This window comes from Hungatella effluvii (assembly GCF_003201875.1).
GTDB classification, from domain to species: Bacteria; Bacillota; Clostridia; order Lachnospirales; family Lachnospiraceae; genus Hungatella; species Hungatella effluvii.
Genome location: NZ_QJKD01000003.1, coordinates 354,675 through 374,894 on the forward strand (window position 1 = coordinate 354,675; position 20,220 = coordinate 374,894).

The following is a 20,220-nucleotide window of genomic DNA, read 5'->3' on the forward strand; positions in this document are numbered from 1 at the left end:
CTGTTTCTTATGAAACAATCATATCCCCATTTCCCTGTCTCCGAAAGGAAGAAAATACAGATTCCATGTAGAAAAAATACCGATGTATTCTGTCTATCGTGTAAAACGGTCCGGAATATCTGAAGCCAGTGCCGGACGGCACTGGTCCAATGCTGTGGGAGATTAGTCACTGAATCTGACATCCCTGATTGTTCCAGCCATTTCCAATGGTTCAAACCGGACATCCTGTCCATATTCTTCAAAATTCCACGCGGTCCTGCCGGTCTCTCTCACCTTCACCCCAAGAACACGTTTCAGCAGAATCAGCGTCAGTTCCTGTCTGATTCCGGCATATTCAGGATCATCGTAGAGATTGTGCAGTTCCCTGGGATCACTGTCAATCCGGTATAGTTCGCCCTGATCGTCATGGTAAATACTCAGTTTATAATTACCTTTCCGCACCATCGCTCCGGGACCAAACGAGGTCGGCGCATGAGGCGCCAAAAGCTTCAGCCCCTTCACCGGCTGTTTATACGTGGGCGCTCCGCCGCCTGCCTCACAGAGGATCGTCTCCCGCCATTCCTCATATTTCCCCTCTTTCAGTCTGCTGTAAAACGATTGACCGCACATGGTATCCGGTATATTCACCGACAGCAGCTCCAAAAGTGTCGGAACTAAGTCAATTTCCTCCACAAGCCCCTGGAACCGTACGCCCTTCTGGCATCCCGGATACTTGAGAATCACCGGAATACGGGTCAGGCAGTCGTAAAACACTGGTATTTTATGCATCATGTGATGGCTTCCCAGCAGTTCCCCGTGATCGGAAAAGAAAAGTACAACCGTAGTTTCCTCCAGACCGCGCTCCTTTAAATAAGTCAGAAGACGTTCCACACAGTCATCTACATAGGTGATCTGTCCCATATAGCGGGCGGCCGCATTCCGATAGTCTTCGTTTGTGCACAAATCCATTTCAGAGTGCGTTCTCCATACTTTACTGCGCACTGGCTCTCCTGTTCCGTCTTTACTCTCATCACAAAAATACCAGTCCTCCCCAGGCACAATATTATCCGGATCATACATGGTATCATACGGAGGCGGGCACGTAAATGCGGGATGGGGATCCTGATAATTGATCCAGGTAAAAAATGGTTTCTCCCTGTTTTCCTCGATAAAGGATATGGCTTCGTTGGTGAGGCGCCCTGTAATATTGAACCGGTGGTCCGGCTCCAGCCGAAAGGAAGACCAGGAGTGCGTATATTCCTCATGGCCGTCGTAATTACCCAGGCAGATTTCGTCCAGCCCATCCCAGATCCGTTCCAGGTCATCATAGAGGAAGAGATGATTTTTTCCGTACATTCCAGTCCGGTACCCCTTCTTTTTCAGCTGCGTGACGAGATTTAGAACGTCAGCGCTTATGGCAGACCAGTAATTTCTGTGGTTATGCTCTGAAAAATACGTGCTGGTGGCAAAACTGATACGGCTCGGCGCACAGAGCGGGGCGGCGCAGTAACAGTTTTCAAAGGTAATTCCCTCCGAGGAAAGCCCATCGATTCCGGGAGTCCTGATTTCCTTATTCCCGTAGCAGCCTAAGTAATCCCGGCGCATCTGGTCCGGTGTTACAATAATCAAATTATACATGGTATTCACTCCTTCTGCAATTCTGGCACAATGGATTCCGTGCTTGTATGAGTTTTATTTTATCCCATGAACAGAAGAATGCGTGAGAACGAAACTATCGGCTTGGGTTAAATATTTTCCGATTCTGCTTTTGGGCGGCCTTCGGATCCGTGGCGGCCGGATTCGATTGGTGTCGTGGCCATAAAAGCAGATGTGGAGAAAGCCGGACGGAAACAAGTAATCGTTTCCGGTCCGGCTTTCTTAATATCTGCTTTTTCTTGCCTTTTTCTTTATTCTTTTCCTTTTCTTTCCTTTTTTCCTTTTGATCCTGCAATTCAATAATCCTAAAATGTATTAATCCTTTTGCTCTATAACCCTATAATCCTATCACCCAAATCTCCAATATAACCGTTTAACATGAAATTGCGCATTGCAGTACCAGGCTGTATCCGAGAATTCCTCTCCGCGCCTACGTCGTCGTTGTCACCCGGTCCCAGTCTGCGATTCCATCGGCCTGCACCAGCCAGTTGAGCGCATAATGCCACTCGAAAACAATATCACTGCTCAGCATCGGAACCTCCTTGTGGTGGACTCTCGCATCGACGCAGGCCCAGTCATACCGCAGCACCAGATCCTGCATGTCGAGAATCTCCTCCCTGCTGCGAAGCACCGCAGCTTCCATCAGGCTGTCAAAGGTATGGTTCCAGATGACAGCCCCGAGCTCAGAGGCATTACAAATTTCTGTCGGTTCCTTCAACTCCATCATGGACAGTGCCCACAAAAGTACAGAGCAGCACTCATACCGCCAGCCAAACCGGTTATGGAGCGCCGGATCCTTGTCCGGATTTTCGAGATAGTCCCGCTCTTCCGGTGACAGCCAATCCGAAATCTGATAGCGTTCCTCCATCTGCGCGATCTCTTCCGCCGCCATTTCCTGGCAGTTTTCAAACTGGCCGCTGGTATAAATCTCAGACTGGACACAAGCGGTAAAAATACAGGCAAGGCGATGAATGATCACTTCCTTGTCCGGAATTTTACACTCTGATTCGAACACCGACGCCTTCAAATGCTCAAGAAAGGGAATCCCCTTCTCCTTTAAAATGGCGATGGAACGCATTTTCCGTTCTCTGTCTGCCTCTTCCTCATTTACCTCACGATCCAGAATCGTGGTGCTGGCCTGCGGATAAAACTCTTCAAAATCACTCTTTCCGTCAATCGACAGCAGCAGGCGGCCATCCCAGTGATACAGATACATATTGGGATACAGCACAAAAGCGCTGAGCTCTTTTGCCATGCCATAAATGGAGTGTATGATACAATTAGTCCTGTCGCTGTCCTCATCGATTTCGAACCGGATTCCTATGATACAATTAAACAGACGCATCTGGCAGAGGGCCGCTTCCTTCACCTCCTCATTTTCAAGAGGGGCCTGGGAAAAGAAATTGGCCATTCCATTGGACTGCACCTTCGTCTCCTCGGCGTCCGTTACCAGGTGGAAAACCGCTGCGGTGCCATCCTTAAAACGAATCTGAAATTCATCTTCGTCCATATAAAAGATCTTGTCCATCACTTCATCAAACAGGCGGCATGCAGTATCCGGCACGGCCTTCCCGTCTTTTCTGCAGGCATACAGTGTCAGGACTGCTTCCTGCATCTTTGGTTCTTCCTTTTTAGGCTGAGCCTTCTTTCCAAACAGTTTCATGGTATTATCCTTTTTCTTTTGGTTTCATTGGCAGTGCGTAAACGTATAATCCAGAGGGGAAATCATCGAAATGAAGGATCTCCTGTATCTGAAATCCGCATTTCTCCATCACCTTTCGTGAACCGTAATTCTCTTCCACCACATAGGCTTTCAGACCTCTGATTCCCTGCTCCCGTGCAAATGTCTTCAGCAGTTCCACCGCGGCGGTATTGTATCCCTTATTCCAGAATCTCTGAAAACTGAACAGAGACACCGAATACTCTCCCCAGTTCTCCTCATCCTGTTTCAGGGCGGCGACTCCTACCGGTTCTCCGCTGTCTGCAATTCGTATGAGAAAGCCGTAATTTCCTCCTTCCGTATAATGCCGGATGAGTTCTTCTGCCTCCTCCGGCTTCTCATGGGTATCAAAACGCATATATTTTACAATTTCCGGGTCGGAAGTCATGGAAAATACCGTATCCCTGTCTTCTGCCCTTAATTTGTCCAGCCAAATTTTCTTTTCCAAAGTCTTTCAAACCTCCAATTTCCATTCTCTATGGCTATTTTACCATAAAAAGTGAGAATTGGAATCCTATATCATTCAATTATTACTTCAGTTCTCCGCTGCCGTCAGCGCCGCGTTTCCCACGCATGCCGCCTCCCTGCTGAGGATTATCTGTTATGCCGTTTTCTCCGCCTTCCTCTGGAGTATTATCACCGGATCCATGATTCCGAGGGCCGTTGTTCTTAAAGTCGTCCATTCCGCCCCCCATTCCGGACCGTGTGCCGGACTGGGTAATGATTCCCGAGACAGTGATTTCCATAGATTCTTCTCCCGCAGCCACCTGATACGTCTCCCCGTCCTTTAATTCCGGGGAACCTATAATCAGAGAAGAATACTCCTTATCCGGATTCCCTGACAGAATTACCATTTCATCACCGCTCGTAAGCGTCCACTCCGTGCCGGCTGTTTTCGTACCAGCAAAATACACGACAATCACATTTTGAGTGGAGTCACTGGAAAATGACTGCAGCATCCCAAAACTGCCAGTTCCCATAAATGTTCCTCCGCTGATCGTTCCGGTTCCATCGTAATCCAGCGTCCCGTTTCCATTGTCTGTCGGGCCCTCTACGATCACGTTGCCGCCTTCCATATAGAAATCACCGTTCGAGTCAATGCCGTCTCCAGAGGCGCTGACCTTTAACTCACCCCCGGTAATTTTGATATAGGCGCCTTCCGTTGAACCAAAAGCGCCTCCTGGGCCTCCCGGCCTTCCTTCCATGCCGGACTCCAGATTACCGGAGCCGTTATTTCCAGAACCGTCATTTCCGGAACCGTCATTTCCGCCGGCCGCGTTTAAACCGTCGTCTTCCGAGGTAACGTCGATCACGCCGCCATTGATATCAATCGTCAGCCCTTCTATCCCCTCATAACTCTCTATAATAGTAATGGTTCCATCGTCGATCACCACCTGATTATCCGCGTGGATTCCATCGTCTCCGGTGGCAATCGTAAAAGTTCCTCCGGTAATGTTCACGTCACCGTTGCAGTGGACTGCGTCATCCTCCGAATCAATATCAATGGTACCTCCTGATACCTCCAGGAGCGTCTCCGCCTTAATTCCTTTGGCGGCCGCCGTAATGGAAAACGTACCATCGGAAATCTTCACATATCCCTTGTCCTCTTCTTCGTCATTGCTGGCCTGAATGCCGTCTTCTCCAGCGTTTAAGTTGAATGTACCTCCTTCTATTTCTACTGAATCTTTTCCCTTCATAGCGTCCTGAACCGCATCAATCACGTACGTTCCCGACTTCACTGTCAGATCGTCCTTGCTTCGGATCCCACAACCGTAATTTCCTGTAACCGTCAGCGTCCCGCTGCCCTCCAGAATGATATCGTCCTTGCTGAATACGGCTGCATCCGGTTCATCGGCGTCTTCTTCCTCATACTGGTACCCGGTTCCATCGGAAATATAATTATCTGTTCCCTCTTCCGTGGTAATTGTGATACTGCCGCTTTTTATTCCATAGACAGCGGACGAGCTGGTATTGGATATTGTAAAGCCATCCAGAATCAGGCGGATCTCGTCCTCCTTGCCTGCATTTACTGCAATCTGGCCATCTGTAATCTCTCCGCTGAGCCGGTACGTTCCCGCCGCCGTAATCGTCACGACACGCTGATCCACCGCGGCTCCCGTTCCGGTCACTGAGACAGAATCTCCCTTTCCGGTTATCACGGTTTCCGTTCCTACGGCGCTTCCATTGCCTTCTGCCTCAGTATCTTCGAAGGCCTGATCTCCGTTTTTGCTCTGGCAGCCGGTCATCATAATCGCTCCAGCCATAACGAGAAACAGACCGCGCCTCAATAATTGATTCATCCCATCTCTCCTTTCACTCTTGTAATATCAGTCCCTGTAAAAAATGGATCCTCCAATGTAAATTTCTCATTTACAACTCCTCTCTGTTCTCTGCTATCCGGCCGCACACAATCGTCAGATTTCCATTTCTGCACCGAATATCGTCGAGCATCGCCTTCTCCTCTTCTTCCTTTTTCAGTTCGATCCGGTAGCAGAGCTCATAGAGACTTCCCATATTTGTTGTTCGTACCTTCATGAGCACCGCACGCTTCGTATACTTTTCGAATAAATCATCGAATATTCCGGCATAATCCAGATTTTCCGGTATGGTGACTTTTAGTTCTTTCTGCGCTAATGACTGGCTGCCAAAAGGAACCGCCGCCAAAACAAGAATTGCCGCTCCGATTATGATAAGCAGGAGAACAGCAATTCCCAGATACCCCATTCCTGTCGCCAGGCCGATGGCCATGGCAAGAAACACGCTTCCAATTTCTCTGGCATTTCCCGGCGCAGACCGGAAACGCACCAGCCCGAACGCGCCCATTACCGCGACACCTGTTCCCAGATTTCCGTTGACCAGCATAATCACCGCCTGTACCACAGCCGGGAGAATCGCTAACGTCATCACAAAATTTCTTGAACTTGTATTTCTATATGTATGAAGGAATGCCAGAGCAAGTCCAAGTCCCAGTGAAGTCAAGGTACATATGACCAACTGTGGCATTGTAATCCCGGAGCTGACTGTTTCCGTCAAAATACTGTTAAGCACAGACACGCCCTCCTTTTACAGTGTTTTGTTTGTATTCGGGTTCCGCCCCTTCCTCTCTCAGCAGATACTCCCTGTAGTAACGCCCATACTTCGAGAATGACACAGGATAGATGGAAAGCTCCGAAAATGCCCGGCTCATCCAGACCGGCATTGCTCCCGGTATCTTTACTTCCATCAGGACACAGCCTGCATCAAGCAGGGAAGTCCCATATGCCGCGGCCCGCAGATCTAACGCTTCGTTTCTGCATCGTATATCCCAGTCAAAAGTAACCCGCAGTTCTTCATCGGTTTTACAGTAACACGCCACGCGGTCATAAGCCACGTATGCCGCCGGTTTCAGATGATACCTCTGTTTCATGTACTGTATTTCCCGGAAAATCTGGTTTTCCGACTCTGGAAGAATCCCGTTATTTAAATACAAAACGGCAGACACAAGTTCCATTGGTACACGTCTTTTATATACCACACCGCTGTATTTCTTCTTCATTTCCAGAAATACCGTACTCTTTTCATTCACCGCCCCATAAGCCCGCAGACGAAGTTTTTCTTTGTATACAGGCCCATCCAGGGACGTTCTGATCAGTTCAAAATCCTTTGTGTCAAAATAAATATTGGAAATGGTATGTACTCCATATGCATCGGCTGTCATCCTGTCCTCAAACACCCGTTTCAGACCGAGATACTGTACTTCTGTCAGCAGATATTTCTTTTCATAACGTTCAAAAATTTCCTGTGCCATATCGGTCCTGCCTCCTTTTCTCTGTGTAATTACCTGCTCTTTGTTTTTTAAGGTGTTTTTATCCTAGCATGAAAAGCTGAAAGAAAGCTGAAAGGACGGATGGGATTTGGTGATTTTTCTGTGAAAGAATGTCGGAGGTATACTTTTCCAGGATATTCAAAGACGCGCTTGGCCTCCCTTTTACGAAATATTTAAACACATACCGGGTCAGAATCGCCTCACGCCTCCTCCGGCAGTCCAATGATTCCCTTAAAAAGATAGCGGAAGAGTCCGGATTTCAGAGTTATAATTATTTTTTGACTGTTTTCAAGACATATATGGGGGTTACGCCGGTGCAGTATCGGGAAAAACCACCGGATACTTCCACTGATTGATACTTATGAAGCCACTGAACGGACGCTAATCAGGCAAACTGTTTAACGTCCGTTCTGCAGTACAGTATCCTTCTGATATAGGGCAGGTTCATGCCCTCTTCACAAAAAAGATGACAGCCGTCCCCATTAGAGTTATAATATCTCCTTAAAGGAGATGACTTCACCCATGAAAAACAAAACAAAATCAGTATTGGCAGCTTTCCACTCCAAATTCGCGGCAGCCCTGCCAATTATTCTTTTTTTCCTTTTTTTATTTTACTCTACGATCCTATTATTCGGCATTTCCTATTCAATCCTCGTATCGGTGGTTACAATCCTGTTCAAGGTCAATTATCGGAAATATCTAACAGTCCGGCAGCTGATCGTTCTTGTGGGGACGCAGTTTTTGATGGCTCTTCTCAGCTTTTTTGCCTCCCTCAACGTTGCGCTCTGCATTCTTCTCAATCTGACCGTTCCCTTTCTGCTGGTTTTTCTCCAGACCTCGCAGTTTAATCCGCTGGGATATTTTGCAAATGCCATGTGCTTTGTCTTTCTTCAGCTGCGGCCGGTCGGGTGGGAGGGACTGGCCATGCAGATGGGGGCGCTGGCCTACGGTCTGGCAGTTCTGACCATCATACTGTTCTTCTGTTCGTTTCAGAATAGAAAAAATGACCATTTTGCTGCTGCCAAAAAGGGGCTCCTGCTCCTGGCGGCCGCGCTGCACGCTCAGATTGAGCAGATGTCCCCCACCGCAGAACAAACAGCCCCCTCCGGCAGTCAGGCTTCCGGACAGATGGATACCATCTTTCCAATCCTCCAGGAACTTTACGGAGAAGCCTACAAAAGCAGGGGCCTCACCTATGTGGTAAGCCCCCAGGGGAAAATTCAGTATATGTTTGCGCTGCTGTTTCAGCGTGCCGTGTATTTTCTGACAAATCCGTACCAGGCAGCCACGCTCTCTGACCAGACCTGCCATGACTTGTTGGAACGCCTGGCCCGATATATGGAGGCCGCGGGAAACGGCGGTTTTGAACGGAAGGAACTGGTCAACACAGGAAATAAGCTTCTGGCCGAAGCGGAGGAACGCGATGAAATCCCCTGCATTTTTGTTCAGAATTTTCTCCGTCTCTTCCTGCTGATCCTGGAAAACATTCGACAGACAGATGAAAAAAAGAGTCCTCCCTGTTGGAGACTTCCCAGCTACCGCCGCCCCTTAAGGAAACTGTTTGGCCAAATAAAATCGGATGCATTTGAGACGCGTTTTGCGCTTCGTCTCAGCGTAGTTTTGACAGTTGGCTTTACTTACAGCATGGTCAGCCAGGCAAATCATGGTTACTGGCTCGTGCTGAACGCCTTCCTGCTGCTCCGCCCCATGTATGAGGAAAGCGCCACGCGCATCAAGACTCGCTTTATCGGCACACTGGCGGGCTGTCTTATCCTGCAGTTTCTTCTCCCGCTGTTCCATGGAACCGGCTGGCATTTTGTACTGGCGACCGTTATGGCGACAGGGCTTTATATGGAAACAGCCGGAACCTGGAAGCAGGCTCTGTTCTCCACCTGCTTTGCCCTGACCCTTACCACGCTGGCACTCCCACAGATGCTGGCTGCTGAGCTCCGTATCCTATATGTCGTCGCTGCGATGGTGCTGGTACTTCTCGTAAACCGTTTTGTATTTCCAACACACCAGAAGGGACAGTACCGCTACAACCTGTATCAGCTGTTCCACACACACCACGTTTACCTTCGCCTGCTGGAGCACAGCCTGACCGCGCCTCTGGATTATGGAGTCATCTGCGATGTCCAGATCCATTACCATCTGATTCACGACCAGATTATCCAGTATTTGAAAAAGGCGGGAAATGAGGATTCGGCCTTTATCAAAAAACTTCTATGGATTTCCTGGCACATGATATCCGAGGCGGAACAGATGCTTTTCTTAATCAACAACCGAAAAGCCAGTGCGGTTAATTCCGTACAAATGGAAGACTATCTGGCCTTTACCGCCTGTATTTTAAGCGAAATCCAGGAGATGCTTCATATGAAAGCTGACAGGAATCGCACCGTATCCCCGGAGATCATCTATAAACGGACGATGGAAGGGGAACCCCGTTTATCTGTGTTGATGGAACAGTATTCCAAACAATTGTCTGAGATGTATCGTTGTGTCTGCAGTCATAACGGGTGAGGCGATGAGGGGCGGTGATGATGCCTGCAGTGATGGTCTCGACAGCATGATATCGGCAGCGATGGAGTCTATCACCAAGCTAAAAATAATATCTCCGCCCCGAACGTCACCGTACGTCTATCTCCTCTGCGATCTGTTTAACCGCTTTATTTTATATCCTTTTAGAACTTCAGCCTGCACTCTACCCCATCGTAACGGTGTTTTCCTTCGTTGGCCTCATAGGGAATCTCTCTGCTGTACCGGAAACCCAGCTTTTCCATTACACGGCCCGACGCCGGATTCTCCTTTGCATACCTGCCCACCAGTTCCTTTACCTTCAGGACATTCTTTGCAAAATCCACAGTTACTTCCATAGTTTCTGTCGCATATCCATAGCCCCAGTATTCTTTGCCGAAATTATAACCTATTTCAAATAAATGGTATTCCTCTTCGTAATAAACAAGTCCGGTTCCGATCAGTTCCCCAGTCGCTTTAAGCACCACGGCCCAGCGGTACCACTGATCCGATGGTATCTGAGAGACTTCGAAGGCAGCCCACTGCCTGGTCTTCTCAACGTCATTATGACTGCTCCAGAACATATACCGCGCCACCTCCGAATCGCTTTCCCAGCAATCGAAGACCCGCTGTGCATCTGCTTCGCAAAATGGCCGCAAAAGCAGCCTTTCCGCCTCTAATACAGGTGTTTTCATCTTATTTTCCTTCCCTGGGCTTCCATATAAGGCCCTTTCATCGTTTCGCTCATTTTAACACACGCAGGCCCTTTTTACTATCTGTATCAGCGTATTGATTAGTCACCAGGTCTTTTAGCGATCATTTACGAGCTGCAGTAACGTTTCCACCGCATGCTCCATCGCTATTTTCTCTGAAAAGCTCTTATCCCTGGAAGCCACCTCCAGAATATTCTGTTTCAGATTCCTCGGGCTGACAATGACTCGCAGCGGAACTCCCAGCAGATCCGCATCGGAAAACATGATGCCGGCGCTTACCTGGCGGTCGTCATAGATCACCTCCACGCCCCTGCTCTGCAATTCCTCATACAGGCGGTCCGCATACTCTCTGACTTCTTCATGGTCCGGCCGGACAGCACATAAATGAATCTGCCACGGTGCAATTTCCTTTGGCCAAATCGGTCCAAATTCATCATGGTGCGCCTCACATACAGCGGCAGCAAGCCGGCCCACACCGATCCCGTAGCATCCCATCACCGGATACTGCATACTTCCGTCCTTTGCCACATACGTCATATCCATAGCTTTTGTATACTTTGTACCTAACTGGAAAATATTTCCGACCTCAATACCGCGTGAAATCTTAATTGCTGCCTTCCCGCAGTGAGGACAAATTCCTCCTTCGGTGATCTTCGCAAAGTCATGGTATTCTGCGCTGCCCGCATCCCGTTTCATATCCAGCCCGGTATAGTGGTATTCACAGATATTGGCGCCGCAGGATAAATTATTTGCCCCTTCCAGCGAACGGTCAAACAGAACCGTAAAATCCCCCTTTAAGTTGTACGGACCAATATATCCAGCCGTCAGGCCGCTTTCCTCAGTGATGACTGCCGGGTGAATCTCGTATCCCAGATAATTGGTCAGTTTTGTTTCATTTACTTCCAGATCGCCCCGAATAAACAGGACAATATACCTGTCGTCAGAATTTCGCTGGTAAACCACTGCCTTACAGGAGCGTTCCTTCCCGGTTTCAAGGAAATGACAGATATCCTCAATCGTGTGTATATCCGGCGTATGAACCAGCGACAGTTCATCCGAAATTTCATCCCTGGCACTGCGCACAATGGTTTCCGCCGCTTCCATATTGGCCCGGTATCCGCACTCCCCGCAGATCGCGATGGAGTCCTCTCCTATGGGTGTCAAAAGCATAAATTCATGGGAAATGCTGCCTCCCATCATGCCGGAATCCGATGCCACGGATATGACATCAGGAACTCCCACCCTCTTATAAATCCGCTCATAGGCCTTATAACACCTGTCATAATACGCTTCTAAATCCTCCTGGCTTGTGTGGAACGAGTAGGCGTCCTTCATTGTAAACTCGCGGACCCGGATCAGTCCCGCCCTCGTACGCGCCTCATCACGAAATTTTGTCTGAATCTGATAGATCATAAAAGGATATTTCAAATAGCTCTGTCCATATTCCCTCACAAGCTGAACCGCCGCCTCCTCGTGGGTCATACCGAGAACCAGAGGGCTGCCTCCCCGGTCGGCAAACCGGAGCAGTTCTTTTCCAATGCTCTCATACCGGCCAGACTCCTGCCATAAGGAGGCCGGCATCACAACAGGAAACTGTACCTCCTGCCCATCGATTGCATCCATTTCCTCCCGCATAATCACTTCAATCTTACGAGTAATCCTCTTTAAAGGCGTATACGACGAATAAATACCATTTGCCACATACTTCATATAACCGCCGCGGACCATCAGCGCATGGCTGTTCACGACACAGTCCGCGGGACGTTCTTTAAAACGATCCCCTACAAGTTTTTCCAGTTTCATATGATTTCCTCCCTTTTTCATTTTCCACAAACTAAAAAACGCCCCAAGCTGACACTCATCAGCTTAGGGCGAACTGTATAAAAGTCCGTGGTACCACCTAAATTCGGAATAAATCCGCGCTCGCGAGTACGGGGCAAACTGCCAGATACTCTTTCTCTGTGACGGGAGAACCCGGCGAAACCTACTGGGAAATCTACGTTCCGTTCAGCCCACAGCTCAAAGACCGGTTCGCTACTCCTTCAATGAAAGCTCGCACCAACCGCTTTCTCTCTGTAAAGTCCGGAATACCTACTATTTCTTATCATCGCTTTTTGTATTTGATTACATGCACAATAGCACAAATGAAGGGAGGTGTCAAGACCTGATGGTATTTTATGTTTTGTACGAAATGAAAGTATGCCGAATTGTTATTCAGAATATGTCATTGCTATCTAGAATCGTATGATTACTATTTTGAAAGCGGCACACTGTTAATTACTTCTTAAGTTTATAACAAATTCTCATTGACAAAGCGACACATATGTCGCATAATACAAAAAGAGACATGCGTGTCGCAAAGGAGAATACTGAAAATGGGAATTAAGGGAGATCAAACCAAGCAGCTCATCTGTATGGAGGCATTTAAACTTTTTACTGAAAAAGGCTACAAAGATGTGACTATGAAAGATATTTGCGAAAATACAGGACTTAGCCGCGGGGGACTGTATCGCCATTATGAAAGTACCGAACAAATTTTTCTCGAAATTGTAAATTTTCTTATGGGAAATCAGCAAAATGAATTTTCTGAAAAAATGCAGAAAGGTACACCAGCAGCAGAAATTCTTTGTGATGTTTTAATGAGATACGAAAAAGAAATGTTAGACCAATGTTCCTCTTTAAGCATTGCCATCTATGAATTCTTCAGCAATCCGAATATATCCAAAAGCGATAATTCCATTACTCAGCAATATCTCGATTCGAAAAATATGTGGGTTGACTTTATCCAGTACGGTATGAAACGAAAGGAATTTAAGACGGTAAACCCGGAGGCAATCTTTGATTTGATTGTATTTTCCTATCAGGGAGTAAGAATGTATGGTGTCATGATGGATATTGATACAAATATTCCAAAAAGAATTATTGAGCAAATAAAGCTTTTATTATTACCAGAAAGTGAGGAGATACCATATGAAAACAGTATTTTATAGTAATCGTACAATGGATCGTGCTATTTTAAATCCGACTGATACGGTAAAGCCGGTCGAAAATTTCCCGGAAGTCTGTATATCTACATTTTCAAAGCGAATTATAGATAAAGTTTCTACTCAGAGCAATGCTGAAGTAATTACCAATTTAATTACTGCAAATGGAGAAAATCCAGTCTATAAAATTACGTATGGAGGAAAAGAGTTTGCATTCTACCTTTCATTAGTCGGTGCCCCTGCCAGTGTGAGCTGTTTTGAAGAAGTAATTGCTTCCGGGGCAAAAAAATTTGTTTTCTTCGGCTGCTGCGGTGTATTGGATGACGATACCGTCCAGCACAATTTAATCGTCCCTACCGGGGCAGTACGAGATGAAGGAACGAGTTACCATTATTTAGCGCCGAGCGAAGAAATAGCCCCGGACCAGGAAATAACAAAACATTTAACAGAAAGTCTGAAGAGGTGTGGCTGTCCTTATACTACAGGAAAAATATGGACAACAGATGGTATCTACCGAGAAACCTTGAACACAATTACGGAGCGCAAAGAAGCTGGCTGTATCGCCGTTGATATGGAATACTCGGCTTTATTGGCCGCTGCGAAATACAGGCATATTCCGTTTGTTCAGTTTTTTTATAGTGCAGACAGCCTGGATCATGGGGAATGGGAACAAAGAGATTTGACCGACTATGGAGTAGATAATGCTGAGAAATATTTTATGCTGGCTTTAGAGTGCGGATTGGCTCTTTATCGGGATTGCGATATGGTAAAATGATGGTGTGAGGTTTAGGACATAGAAAATTTATTTTTATAATTTTTTATTTATCTGAAATGGGAAATAAGGTTGTGCCGATTCCGGTTAATCTTTGATATAGGGGAAGTTTATGATTTACTGATCTGGTGTCTGGATTATGCTGATGTCTGGATTATGCTGGCATATGGATCGCGTCGACATATTGAGACTTTAATGCCGGTATGCTATTTTCATAAACTCAGATTTATGAAGTTGTACGGTACAAAATAGTGATACACGTTTAAAAATATATTAGTTTTCAAATAATTAGAGCCAAAGCAGAGCCAGGCGATATAAATGGCCTCCGTAAATAGTCATTCTATTAACGTTTTCAGGAGCGCTCCACAAACTTAGATAGAGGCTGATGGGGGTAATGCGCGGCTGGGCATATTATATCGTCTTTTTTCTACTCTGCCTGACTTCTTTAAGACAGTATTAGTTTCCGGAATAATGCGTACCGTTTTCGTACCGGATGGGCAAAAAAATCTAGGGAACCCTTGATTTTACTGGGTTCCCGGGAATATGTCTACTATTCAAACTCGGCAAGTCCATAGGTGATTCTAAACACTTTTGTTTAGATTTTGTGATTTTTATGCCTACTTTTTACTTCATTTATACATATTATTTTGACTTGCTGATTTTTTGTTGCCAAAATGTTGCCATTCCTTTTACCAGATAGAAAGCAAAACTTCTACTCACCATTAGTTAAAGCAATAAGCGAATTTCCATATATTAAATATTCTTCCCCACTTTTAGTTTGACCTGCGCTATAATTCAAATTTAAAGATTCTTTTCTGTAATCCGAAAACAAATTATCTATAAAATCGCATTTATCATAGGTAACTATCCAATTATAATCCAATGTTTTAATTATATTTGATAGCTGTGCATGATCCTCATATTTGAACGCGTTTTCGTATAGTGAGGAACCCTTTTTTACATATGGAGGATCGATATTTAAAAAGATTTCATTTTTAGGATATTGGCAGACTATGTTTAGCAAAAAATCTGTTGCATCTAAATTAAAAAATTCAATATTATTTTTGTACTGACCAATTTTCTTTATTTTAACAATCAAATCTTTTTTATTATATCTTGCATCAAGACCGTAGTTACCAATCTGTTCTTTTCCTCCAATAGGTCCACCTTTAATAATACCAGATACATTACATCTATTTAAAAAAAATGTAGCAAATCCAATTTCTAAATCTGAATATAGATTTTTAGAATTATAAATATTCTTCTGTATATTCCAATTATCTATATCAACATTTGTTTGTTCAACCATGCTGCAAATCTCATCTGTTTTAGTCAAACATGAATTCCAAAAACAATACACTCCATAGTCAATGTCGTTGAGGACTAGGTAATCTACATCTCCTCTAAATAGTAACCTAAGCGCAAGACCTGATCCACCTGCAAATGGCTCAACATAAATACACCTGTCAGGGTTTCTATTCTTTTGAATTATTTCATTTATAACTTTATATAATTTCGTTTTCCCACCTGGGTATCTTAGCGGTGAATCTGTTATTGGCATTTTCTTACCCTCATTTCTAAGAAATCAAATAATTTATAACGGCTAATAGCCCTTTACGTGGCAATTCAATTAACTCTTTTGCTGGTAAAAGATATTCATCTGGTCTATGTACCACCCAATTTAATGGATTCACGCTTTTATCATAATCTCTAAATAAATCATTATAATATTCTCTAATATTACTATCTTGAATATAATTTGGCAAATTTATTGAGTAATTTTTTATAATTGCATTTAATTTATTTGCAACTCCATTCTTAGATATATTTTCCCAAATCAACTTATTTTGACCCTGTATTTTAGTTTTTTTAGAGTAGTAAATAAACGAATGCTCAATTACCGTTCTCATCAGAAATGTTGCTGCAATTGGAAATGTCTCAACCAATCTCCTATTAGAAAACAACTGAATTTCTTTGCATACTCTACTAATTCCGTGAGAATCTGCATCATTTGGATTTAACTTACTATAATCTATTCCTTGAAAAAAGTATGGCAGATTATTTGTTCCACCGGTACTGCTTGTTCCGCCCTTTGCACCTTTCCCTTTTCCAGTACCTCCTACTTGTTCACCATCTCCAGCTCCACCTTGTGTTCCAGTTCCAGTTTCAGTACTCGTTTCTCCTTGGTTTCCTTCTCCAGTTTTGGTACCTGAATTTCCCTGATCCCCCTTCCCAGTTTCAGTACCTGTCTCTTCTTGAGGCTCCTTTCCAGTTTCTGTGTTCGTTTCTCCTTGAGGGTTATCTGTGTTTTCTCCTTGAGTATCCTTTGGATCATTGGAATCCTTATCCGAAGAAGTTTCTTTTTTTACCTTATATGATTCTACTATGCTAACAATCTCATCGGCTATATCCATATACTTTGTTCTTGTATTTATAGAGTTTTCAATAAATGCTTTGTTTGTTAAAATATGTATAATTTTGTCTATACCTTCATCAGATATAAAAGATGATTTTAAATCATAATTATCATCAAAATAAAAGCCTAAATTCTGAGTTGTTTCAGACAAATGGAATAATCGTATTAATTTATCAGGTTTAATATCTAGTGGACTAAGAATAATACGTTCCTCATCAGTCCAATTCTCATGTTTTAAACCTCTAAGTAAGATTTTATAGTCGCAAATGTTTGACTTGATTTTGGTAACCGGCAAAGCTAAAATACTTGAAATTTCTTTAACAGGAACATTATCAATATAATATTCATATGATATACGCCATTTGGAAACTGATGACCATGTTTTTATACCTTCGATATGCCTTGCTGCAAGATAGGCCATTGCTTCTTTCCGAGTTTGTACTACATCAACTGATATGTTTTCAATTTCTTTCAAAAATCTTTCACTCGGTTTTGGAAAACTCCTAAGATATTTATTAGGTATAAGCTCTCTATTTAAAAATAGCTGATATGCACATGTTCTTCTATTACCCTCAAGTACAACATTTCTATTATTATCATCAAAAATTATTATTCGTTCCCCTGGTAAAACTGTATCCATTTCTACCATTTTAGTAGCCAGACGCAATACATCTTCATGTGATATCATATAATCTCTAATATCTTCTTGAGATGGATTCACATTAATTCTAAATCTAGGATTATCCTCGTCTAAATGTAATTCTAAAGGTGATATATGTCTTGTTGTATACAAAGTAACCTTCCTCCTAAGTTAATTTATTTAAATCCATTATATAGTTTTCCCACTATCCCTCAAAGTAAATATCCCATCATAATCACAATCCAACGCCTCCGCAATATCCCTCAATTCTTTCTCCGAAAAATTATCACGTGACAGCTTATTACTCAAATTATTTCCATTCGTTCCGATTTTCTCCGCCAGTTCCTTTATTGTCATATCTCTTTCTAAGAGTATCGTTCTGATTTTTTTAGCCATTCCCATTGTGTAATCCTCCATTCATATACCTCAAATTATACACTGAAACATATGAATTTACAACGAAAAATGATGTTTCCTACATTATAGTGACGAACCCTATTGACATTATCTACTCAAAGATGTATTATCATACTTATAAATGTTTTATACTATATTTAAGTGGATTTATAGGAGGTCACAATATGGAACAAGATTTAAACAAGTACATAGTCAACGAGTTTTGCAAGCTGCAAACCGATACAGAGCAAAGAAGTTTCATTGAAAACTTTCGTTTTCTTATGATGTCAAATGACTTAGATTTTGAGAATTACTATTCAAACAAGGCACTTAGAAGAACTGATTTTTATTCTATTGCAGATATGTTATATCAGCTCAACAATTTTTGGATGCTATCCACCTTCATTCATCAAAACAGACACTTTCTTTTTAACGAGGTCAACGACATTACAAGTGGAAGCAGAATGCCGGATTTTTCTGTTCCTTGTAAGCTCGGACAGGATACCATGCTTTCAAGAGTATTCAAAGTAATGAATAACCATTCTCTAAATGAGAATATCCTTTCTGAAAATTCTCCTGATTACCAAATCAACACCCACAAATTAAGAATCTATTCCACTACCCTCCGAAGCAATCAGCCTGTACCACAAATAATTATACAAGGTAAATGGGTAGAAAAGTGGGGCTTCTCCATTGGCTGTAGTGTCCGTATTGAATGCTATCAAAGCAAACTTGTAATCCTGTTAGACGAATGATACTAACGAATCCATTAATCTCTGGAAAACAAAAAATCTGGAAGCAGCTTTACGCTCTCCCAGATTTTTTTCTCTATTTAACTGTCATATCTGTAAAATTCTCTAATTAACGCTTCTGCTGTTGCCTCATTGTATCCTAAGTCCAGATATTGTTGCAATAACATATCGTGAGAGCTTTTAACCATATCATCTTCTATATCGCAATACTTCTGCATTTCCCCCGACAACGCCATAGAAACGTACTCTATTGGATTTTCATCAAGCAACTTCCATATCTTACTTTGAGAATGTTCCGTCAGCCGGAGCCGAGACTCCACTTCTTCACATTTTAACTTTAACATATTACCATCTTTAAAATATACTTCCACATAACCGTTATCCATATTGTACTCGCATTTTAAAATATTATCTTTCATTCCTGTGCTTCTCCTTTTTCTGTGTTGGCAAATATAACACCGCCAAATTTTTCTCCTTCGCTTCCTGCTCATATCGCCTTAACTTATCTCTGATACTTTCTGGTTTTGGCTGCTTTAATCCGTTATTCTCTTTCCATTCCTCTAATTCTTTTTGATACTGCTGTACTTCCTTTTCACACTGTCCATACACCTTTATAAAAGACTGTATATTTTTATATCCATATCGGGTGACTGCCTTGGCCAGATAAGATTTCAGATCGGACACTCTATTCTGTGCTATCTCAATCTGCCTTTCCACTTCCTTTCGTTCCTTAGATTTGAATATTCCTTTTAAATTTCCAGACTGCTGTAACAAGTCCGGCAGCTCCTTCTCTTCAATGTGCCTGATAATCCGCACCTGTTTATCCAAGTCTTGTTTAATCCCTTGCATTTTACGAAACTCTGTAATGTCAACAGTAATCTTCGGTTGAGGTGGCAGCTTCTGTTTAGAAAGCAAATTCATTAATATCACTTTGGCCCGCATAATAATCTGCAAAAACAATCCGGGATTTCTTCCATTCACAGCTATGGACTGCCCTACTTTTTTTGATATTTCCACCTTCTTTATTTCTTTAATGTCTGCTTCCGGCACGCCCTCCACCAGAGCCACATCTACCGCTTGGTTCCATTCTTTTCTGGCCTGGTTATCCGCTATTATATCAGCCGCTTTTGGATTGTTCTTTCCAATCTTTTTCATCGGAAGATAAACGCCAGATTTATCAAAAACCTTTAACTGCTCTAATGGATTCTTTATGTAAAGATTAATTAAATCTGTATACCTTTTCTTCTCATTTTCTAAAAATACATCACTTTTAAAATGAGATATTTTATTAGAAAACAATCTCTTTTCATAAACCTCTCCTTTGGCAATTATAGTACAACCACTTCTCATATTCCCTTGCTCATCTAATAACTCTTTCTTTGTCCTTACATGCTTTCCATGCTCATCATAAAACATATTTCGGCTTGCAATTTTTATATCAGGTTCCTCCAGCATTGTCCTTTCACTGAAAATCAAATGAATATGATAATTTGTTTTCTTTTTATTATGATGGAGAGCAGCCACACACTCAACTCCATGTGTTTCCTTGAAGCTGTCTGTAAAAGTTTTTAATACCCAATCCGGTTCAAAGTTTACATAGGATTCTGGAAGCGCAATAATTAATTCTCTAGCCTCTATGCACTTCCCTTCTGTACCGCTTTTCAGAAATTCCCGCTGACTTTCCTTTGCAAGCATATTCCAAAATTTCAGCGGAGCCGTATCATAAACTGCATACAAATTTTCCTGTCTGGCATGGCTTGATATATAGTCAATCCTACCTTTTACGTTCGTAATCTTTTGTATCTGCACAAAAGAATGTCTTGGCATATACCGCTTCCTTTCTCCTTGCAAATATGAATATACAATCTATGTT

General features: G+C 43.4%; 18 protein-coding genes and 1 other annotated feature. Of the genes, 5 read left to right on the top strand and 13 right to left on the bottom strand.

Annotation, left to right across the window (positions count from 1 at the left end):
• Positions 1-162 precede the first annotated feature (162 nt).
• From DFR60_RS07495 to DFR60_RS07520, 6 genes are all read right to left on the bottom strand, one after another.
• Complete coding sequence (locus DFR60_RS07495; RefSeq protein ID WP_110322336.1) at positions 163-1,617, bottom strand: sulfatase family protein; 1,455 nt, start codon at positions 1,615-1,617, stop codon at positions 163-165.
• 448 nt (positions 1,618-2,065) lie between these two features.
• A complete protein-coding gene (locus DFR60_RS07500; protein ID WP_110322337.1) occupies positions 2,066-3,298 on the bottom strand; it encodes a DUF4272 domain-containing protein in 1,233 nt (410 codons plus the stop codon).
• Positions 3,299-3,302: 4 nt separating this feature from the next.
• Complete coding sequence (locus DFR60_RS07505) at positions 3,303-3,803, bottom strand: GNAT family N-acetyltransferase (RefSeq protein WP_110322338.1); 501 nt, start codon at positions 3,801-3,803, stop codon at positions 3,303-3,305.
• 82 nt (positions 3,804-3,885) lie between these two features.
• Complete coding sequence (locus DFR60_RS07510) at positions 3,886-5,655, bottom strand: carbohydrate-binding domain-containing protein (protein WP_243005001.1); 1,770 nt, start codon at positions 5,653-5,655, stop codon at positions 3,886-3,888.
• A gap of 70 nt (positions 5,656-5,725) precedes the next feature.
• A complete protein-coding gene (locus DFR60_RS07515) occupies positions 5,726-6,403 on the bottom strand; it encodes a DUF4956 domain-containing protein (RefSeq protein ID WP_110322339.1) in 678 nt (225 codons plus the stop codon).
• Positions 6,396-7,142: a polyphosphate polymerase domain-containing protein gene (locus DFR60_RS07520; RefSeq protein WP_110322340.1), complete on the bottom strand. Its 747-nt coding sequence runs from the start codon at positions 7,140-7,142 to the stop codon at positions 6,396-6,398. The genes DFR60_RS07515 and DFR60_RS07520 overlap by 8 nt, the downstream gene beginning before the upstream one ends.
• A 128-nt stretch (positions 7,143-7,270) precedes the next feature.
• Between DFR60_RS07520 and DFR60_RS31395 the strand changes: the two genes are divergently transcribed.
• Positions 7,271-7,516: a helix-turn-helix domain-containing protein gene (locus DFR60_RS31395; protein ID WP_110322341.1), complete on the top strand. Its 246-nt coding sequence runs from the start codon at positions 7,271-7,273 to the stop codon at positions 7,514-7,516.
• A 166-nt stretch (positions 7,517-7,682) separates the two neighbouring features.
• Positions 7,683-9,680 (top strand): FUSC family protein, encoded by a 1,998-nt coding sequence (locus DFR60_RS07530; RefSeq protein WP_110322342.1) that lies wholly within the window; start codon positions 7,683-7,685, stop codon positions 9,678-9,680.
• Between the two features lie 161 nt (positions 9,681-9,841).
• Here the strand turns inward: DFR60_RS07530 and DFR60_RS07535 are convergent, their stop codons facing one another.
• Entirely contained in the window at positions 9,842-10,369 is a 528-nt protein-coding gene (locus DFR60_RS07535) for a GNAT family N-acetyltransferase (RefSeq protein ID WP_110322343.1), read from the bottom strand.
• A gap of 114 nt (positions 10,370-10,483) precedes the next feature.
• A complete protein-coding gene (locus DFR60_RS07540) occupies positions 10,484-12,190 on the bottom strand; it encodes a proline--tRNA ligase (RefSeq protein WP_110322344.1) in 1,707 nt (568 codons plus the stop codon).
• Positions 12,191-12,251: 61 nt separating this feature from the next.
• Positions 12,252-12,504: a binding site (T-box leader), on the bottom strand.
• Positions 12,505-12,762: 258 nt separating this feature from the next.
• Between DFR60_RS07540 and DFR60_RS07545 the strand changes: the two genes are divergently transcribed.
• Both DFR60_RS07545 and DFR60_RS07550 read left to right on the top strand, forming a co-directional pair.
• A complete protein-coding gene (locus DFR60_RS07545) occupies positions 12,763-13,377 on the top strand; it encodes a TetR/AcrR family transcriptional regulator (protein ID WP_110322345.1) in 615 nt (204 codons plus the stop codon).
• The gene (locus DFR60_RS07550; protein WP_110322346.1) at positions 13,358-14,146 is read left to right on the top strand and encodes a nucleoside phosphorylase; all 789 of its coding nucleotides are present in this window, start codon (positions 13,358-13,360) and stop codon (positions 14,144-14,146) included. The genes DFR60_RS07545 and DFR60_RS07550 overlap by 20 nt, the downstream gene beginning before the upstream one ends.
• Positions 14,147-14,855: 709 nt before the next feature.
• Here the strand turns inward: DFR60_RS07550 and DFR60_RS07555 are convergent.
• The 3 genes from DFR60_RS07555 to DFR60_RS07565 are packed head-to-tail and all read right to left on the bottom strand — an operon-like array spanning position 14,856 to position 17,601.
• A complete protein-coding gene (locus DFR60_RS07555; RefSeq protein ID WP_110322347.1) occupies positions 14,856-15,704 on the bottom strand; it encodes a DNA adenine methylase in 849 nt (282 codons plus the stop codon).
• A gap of 16 nt (positions 15,705-15,720) precedes the next feature.
• Positions 15,721-17,352, bottom strand: a complete 1,632-nt coding sequence (locus DFR60_RS07560; RefSeq protein ID WP_110322348.1) for a hypothetical protein — start codon at positions 17,350-17,352, stop codon at positions 15,721-15,723.
• 36 nt (positions 17,353-17,388) lie between these two features.
• On the bottom strand, positions 17,389-17,601 hold the full coding sequence (locus tag DFR60_RS07565; protein WP_110322349.1) for a helix-turn-helix transcriptional regulator: 213 nt from the start codon (positions 17,599-17,601) through the stop codon (positions 17,389-17,391).
• Positions 17,602-17,780: 179 nt separating this feature from the next.
• On the opposite strand from DFR60_RS07565, the gene DFR60_RS07570 reads away from it, so the two are divergent.
• Positions 17,781-18,350, top strand: coding sequence for a SymE family type I addiction module toxin (locus DFR60_RS07570; RefSeq protein WP_110322350.1), 570 nt, complete (start codon positions 17,781-17,783; stop codon positions 18,348-18,350).
• Between the two features lie 77 nt (positions 18,351-18,427).
• On the opposite strand, the gene DFR60_RS07575 is transcribed toward DFR60_RS07570, so the two are convergent.
• Positions 18,428-18,766, bottom strand: a complete 339-nt coding sequence (locus tag DFR60_RS07575; protein ID WP_110322351.1) for a DUF6061 family protein — start codon at positions 18,764-18,766, stop codon at positions 18,428-18,430.
• Positions 18,756-20,174 carry a MobA/MobL family protein gene (locus tag DFR60_RS07580; protein WP_110322352.1) on the bottom strand — a complete coding sequence of 473 codons (1,419 nt, stop codon included), beginning with the start codon at positions 20,172-20,174 and terminating at the stop codon, positions 18,756-18,758. The genes DFR60_RS07575 and DFR60_RS07580 overlap by 11 nt, the downstream gene beginning before the upstream one ends.
• Positions 20,175-20,220: the final 46 nt, after the last annotated feature.

Excerpts from the sequence above, each read along its gene's own strand:
- DFR60_RS07495 (WP_110322336.1), bottom strand. The coding sequence starts at position 1,617 with ATGTATAATTTGATTATTGTAACACCGGACCAGATGCGCCGGGATTAC.
- DFR60_RS07500 (WP_110322337.1), bottom strand. The coding sequence starts at position 3,298 with ATGAAACTGTTTGGAAAGAAGGCTCAGCCTAAAAAGGAAGAACCAAAG.
- DFR60_RS07510 (WP_243005001.1), bottom strand. The coding sequence starts at position 5,655 with ATGAATCAATTATTGAGGCGCGGTCTGTTTCTCGTTATGGCTGGAGCG.
- DFR60_RS07520 (WP_110322340.1), bottom strand. The coding sequence starts at position 7,142 with ATGGCACAGGAAATTTTTGAACGTTATGAAAAGAAATATCTGCTGACA.
- DFR60_RS31395 (WP_110322341.1), top strand. The coding sequence starts at position 7,271 with ATGTCGGAGGTATACTTTTCCAGGATATTCAAAGACGCGCTTGGCCTC.
- DFR60_RS07530 (WP_110322342.1), top strand. The coding sequence starts at position 7,683 with ATGAAAAACAAAACAAAATCAGTATTGGCAGCTTTCCACTCCAAATTC.
- DFR60_RS07535 (WP_110322343.1), bottom strand. The coding sequence starts at position 10,369 with ATGAAAACACCTGTATTAGAGGCGGAAAGGCTGCTTTTGCGGCCATTT.
- DFR60_RS07540 (WP_110322344.1), bottom strand. The coding sequence starts at position 12,190 with ATGAAACTGGAAAAACTTGTAGGGGATCGTTTTAAAGAACGTCCCGCG.
- DFR60_RS07545 (WP_110322345.1), top strand. The coding sequence starts at position 12,763 with ATGGGAATTAAGGGAGATCAAACCAAGCAGCTCATCTGTATGGAGGCA.
- DFR60_RS07550 (WP_110322346.1), top strand. The coding sequence starts at position 13,358 with ATGAAAACAGTATTTTATAGTAATCGTACAATGGATCGTGCTATTTTA.
- DFR60_RS07555 (WP_110322347.1), bottom strand. The coding sequence starts at position 15,704 with ATGCCAATAACAGATTCACCGCTAAGATACCCAGGTGGGAAAACGAAA.
- DFR60_RS07565 (WP_110322349.1), bottom strand. The coding sequence starts at position 17,601 with ATGGGAATGGCTAAAAAAATCAGAACGATACTCTTAGAAAGAGATATG.
- DFR60_RS07570 (WP_110322350.1), top strand. The coding sequence starts at position 17,781 with ATGGAACAAGATTTAAACAAGTACATAGTCAACGAGTTTTGCAAGCTG.
- DFR60_RS07575 (WP_110322351.1), bottom strand. The coding sequence starts at position 18,766 with ATGAAAGATAATATTTTAAAATGCGAGTACAATATGGATAACGGTTAT.
- DFR60_RS07580 (WP_110322352.1), bottom strand. The coding sequence starts at position 20,174 with ATGCCAAGACATTCTTTTGTGCAGATACAAAAGATTACGAACGTAAAA.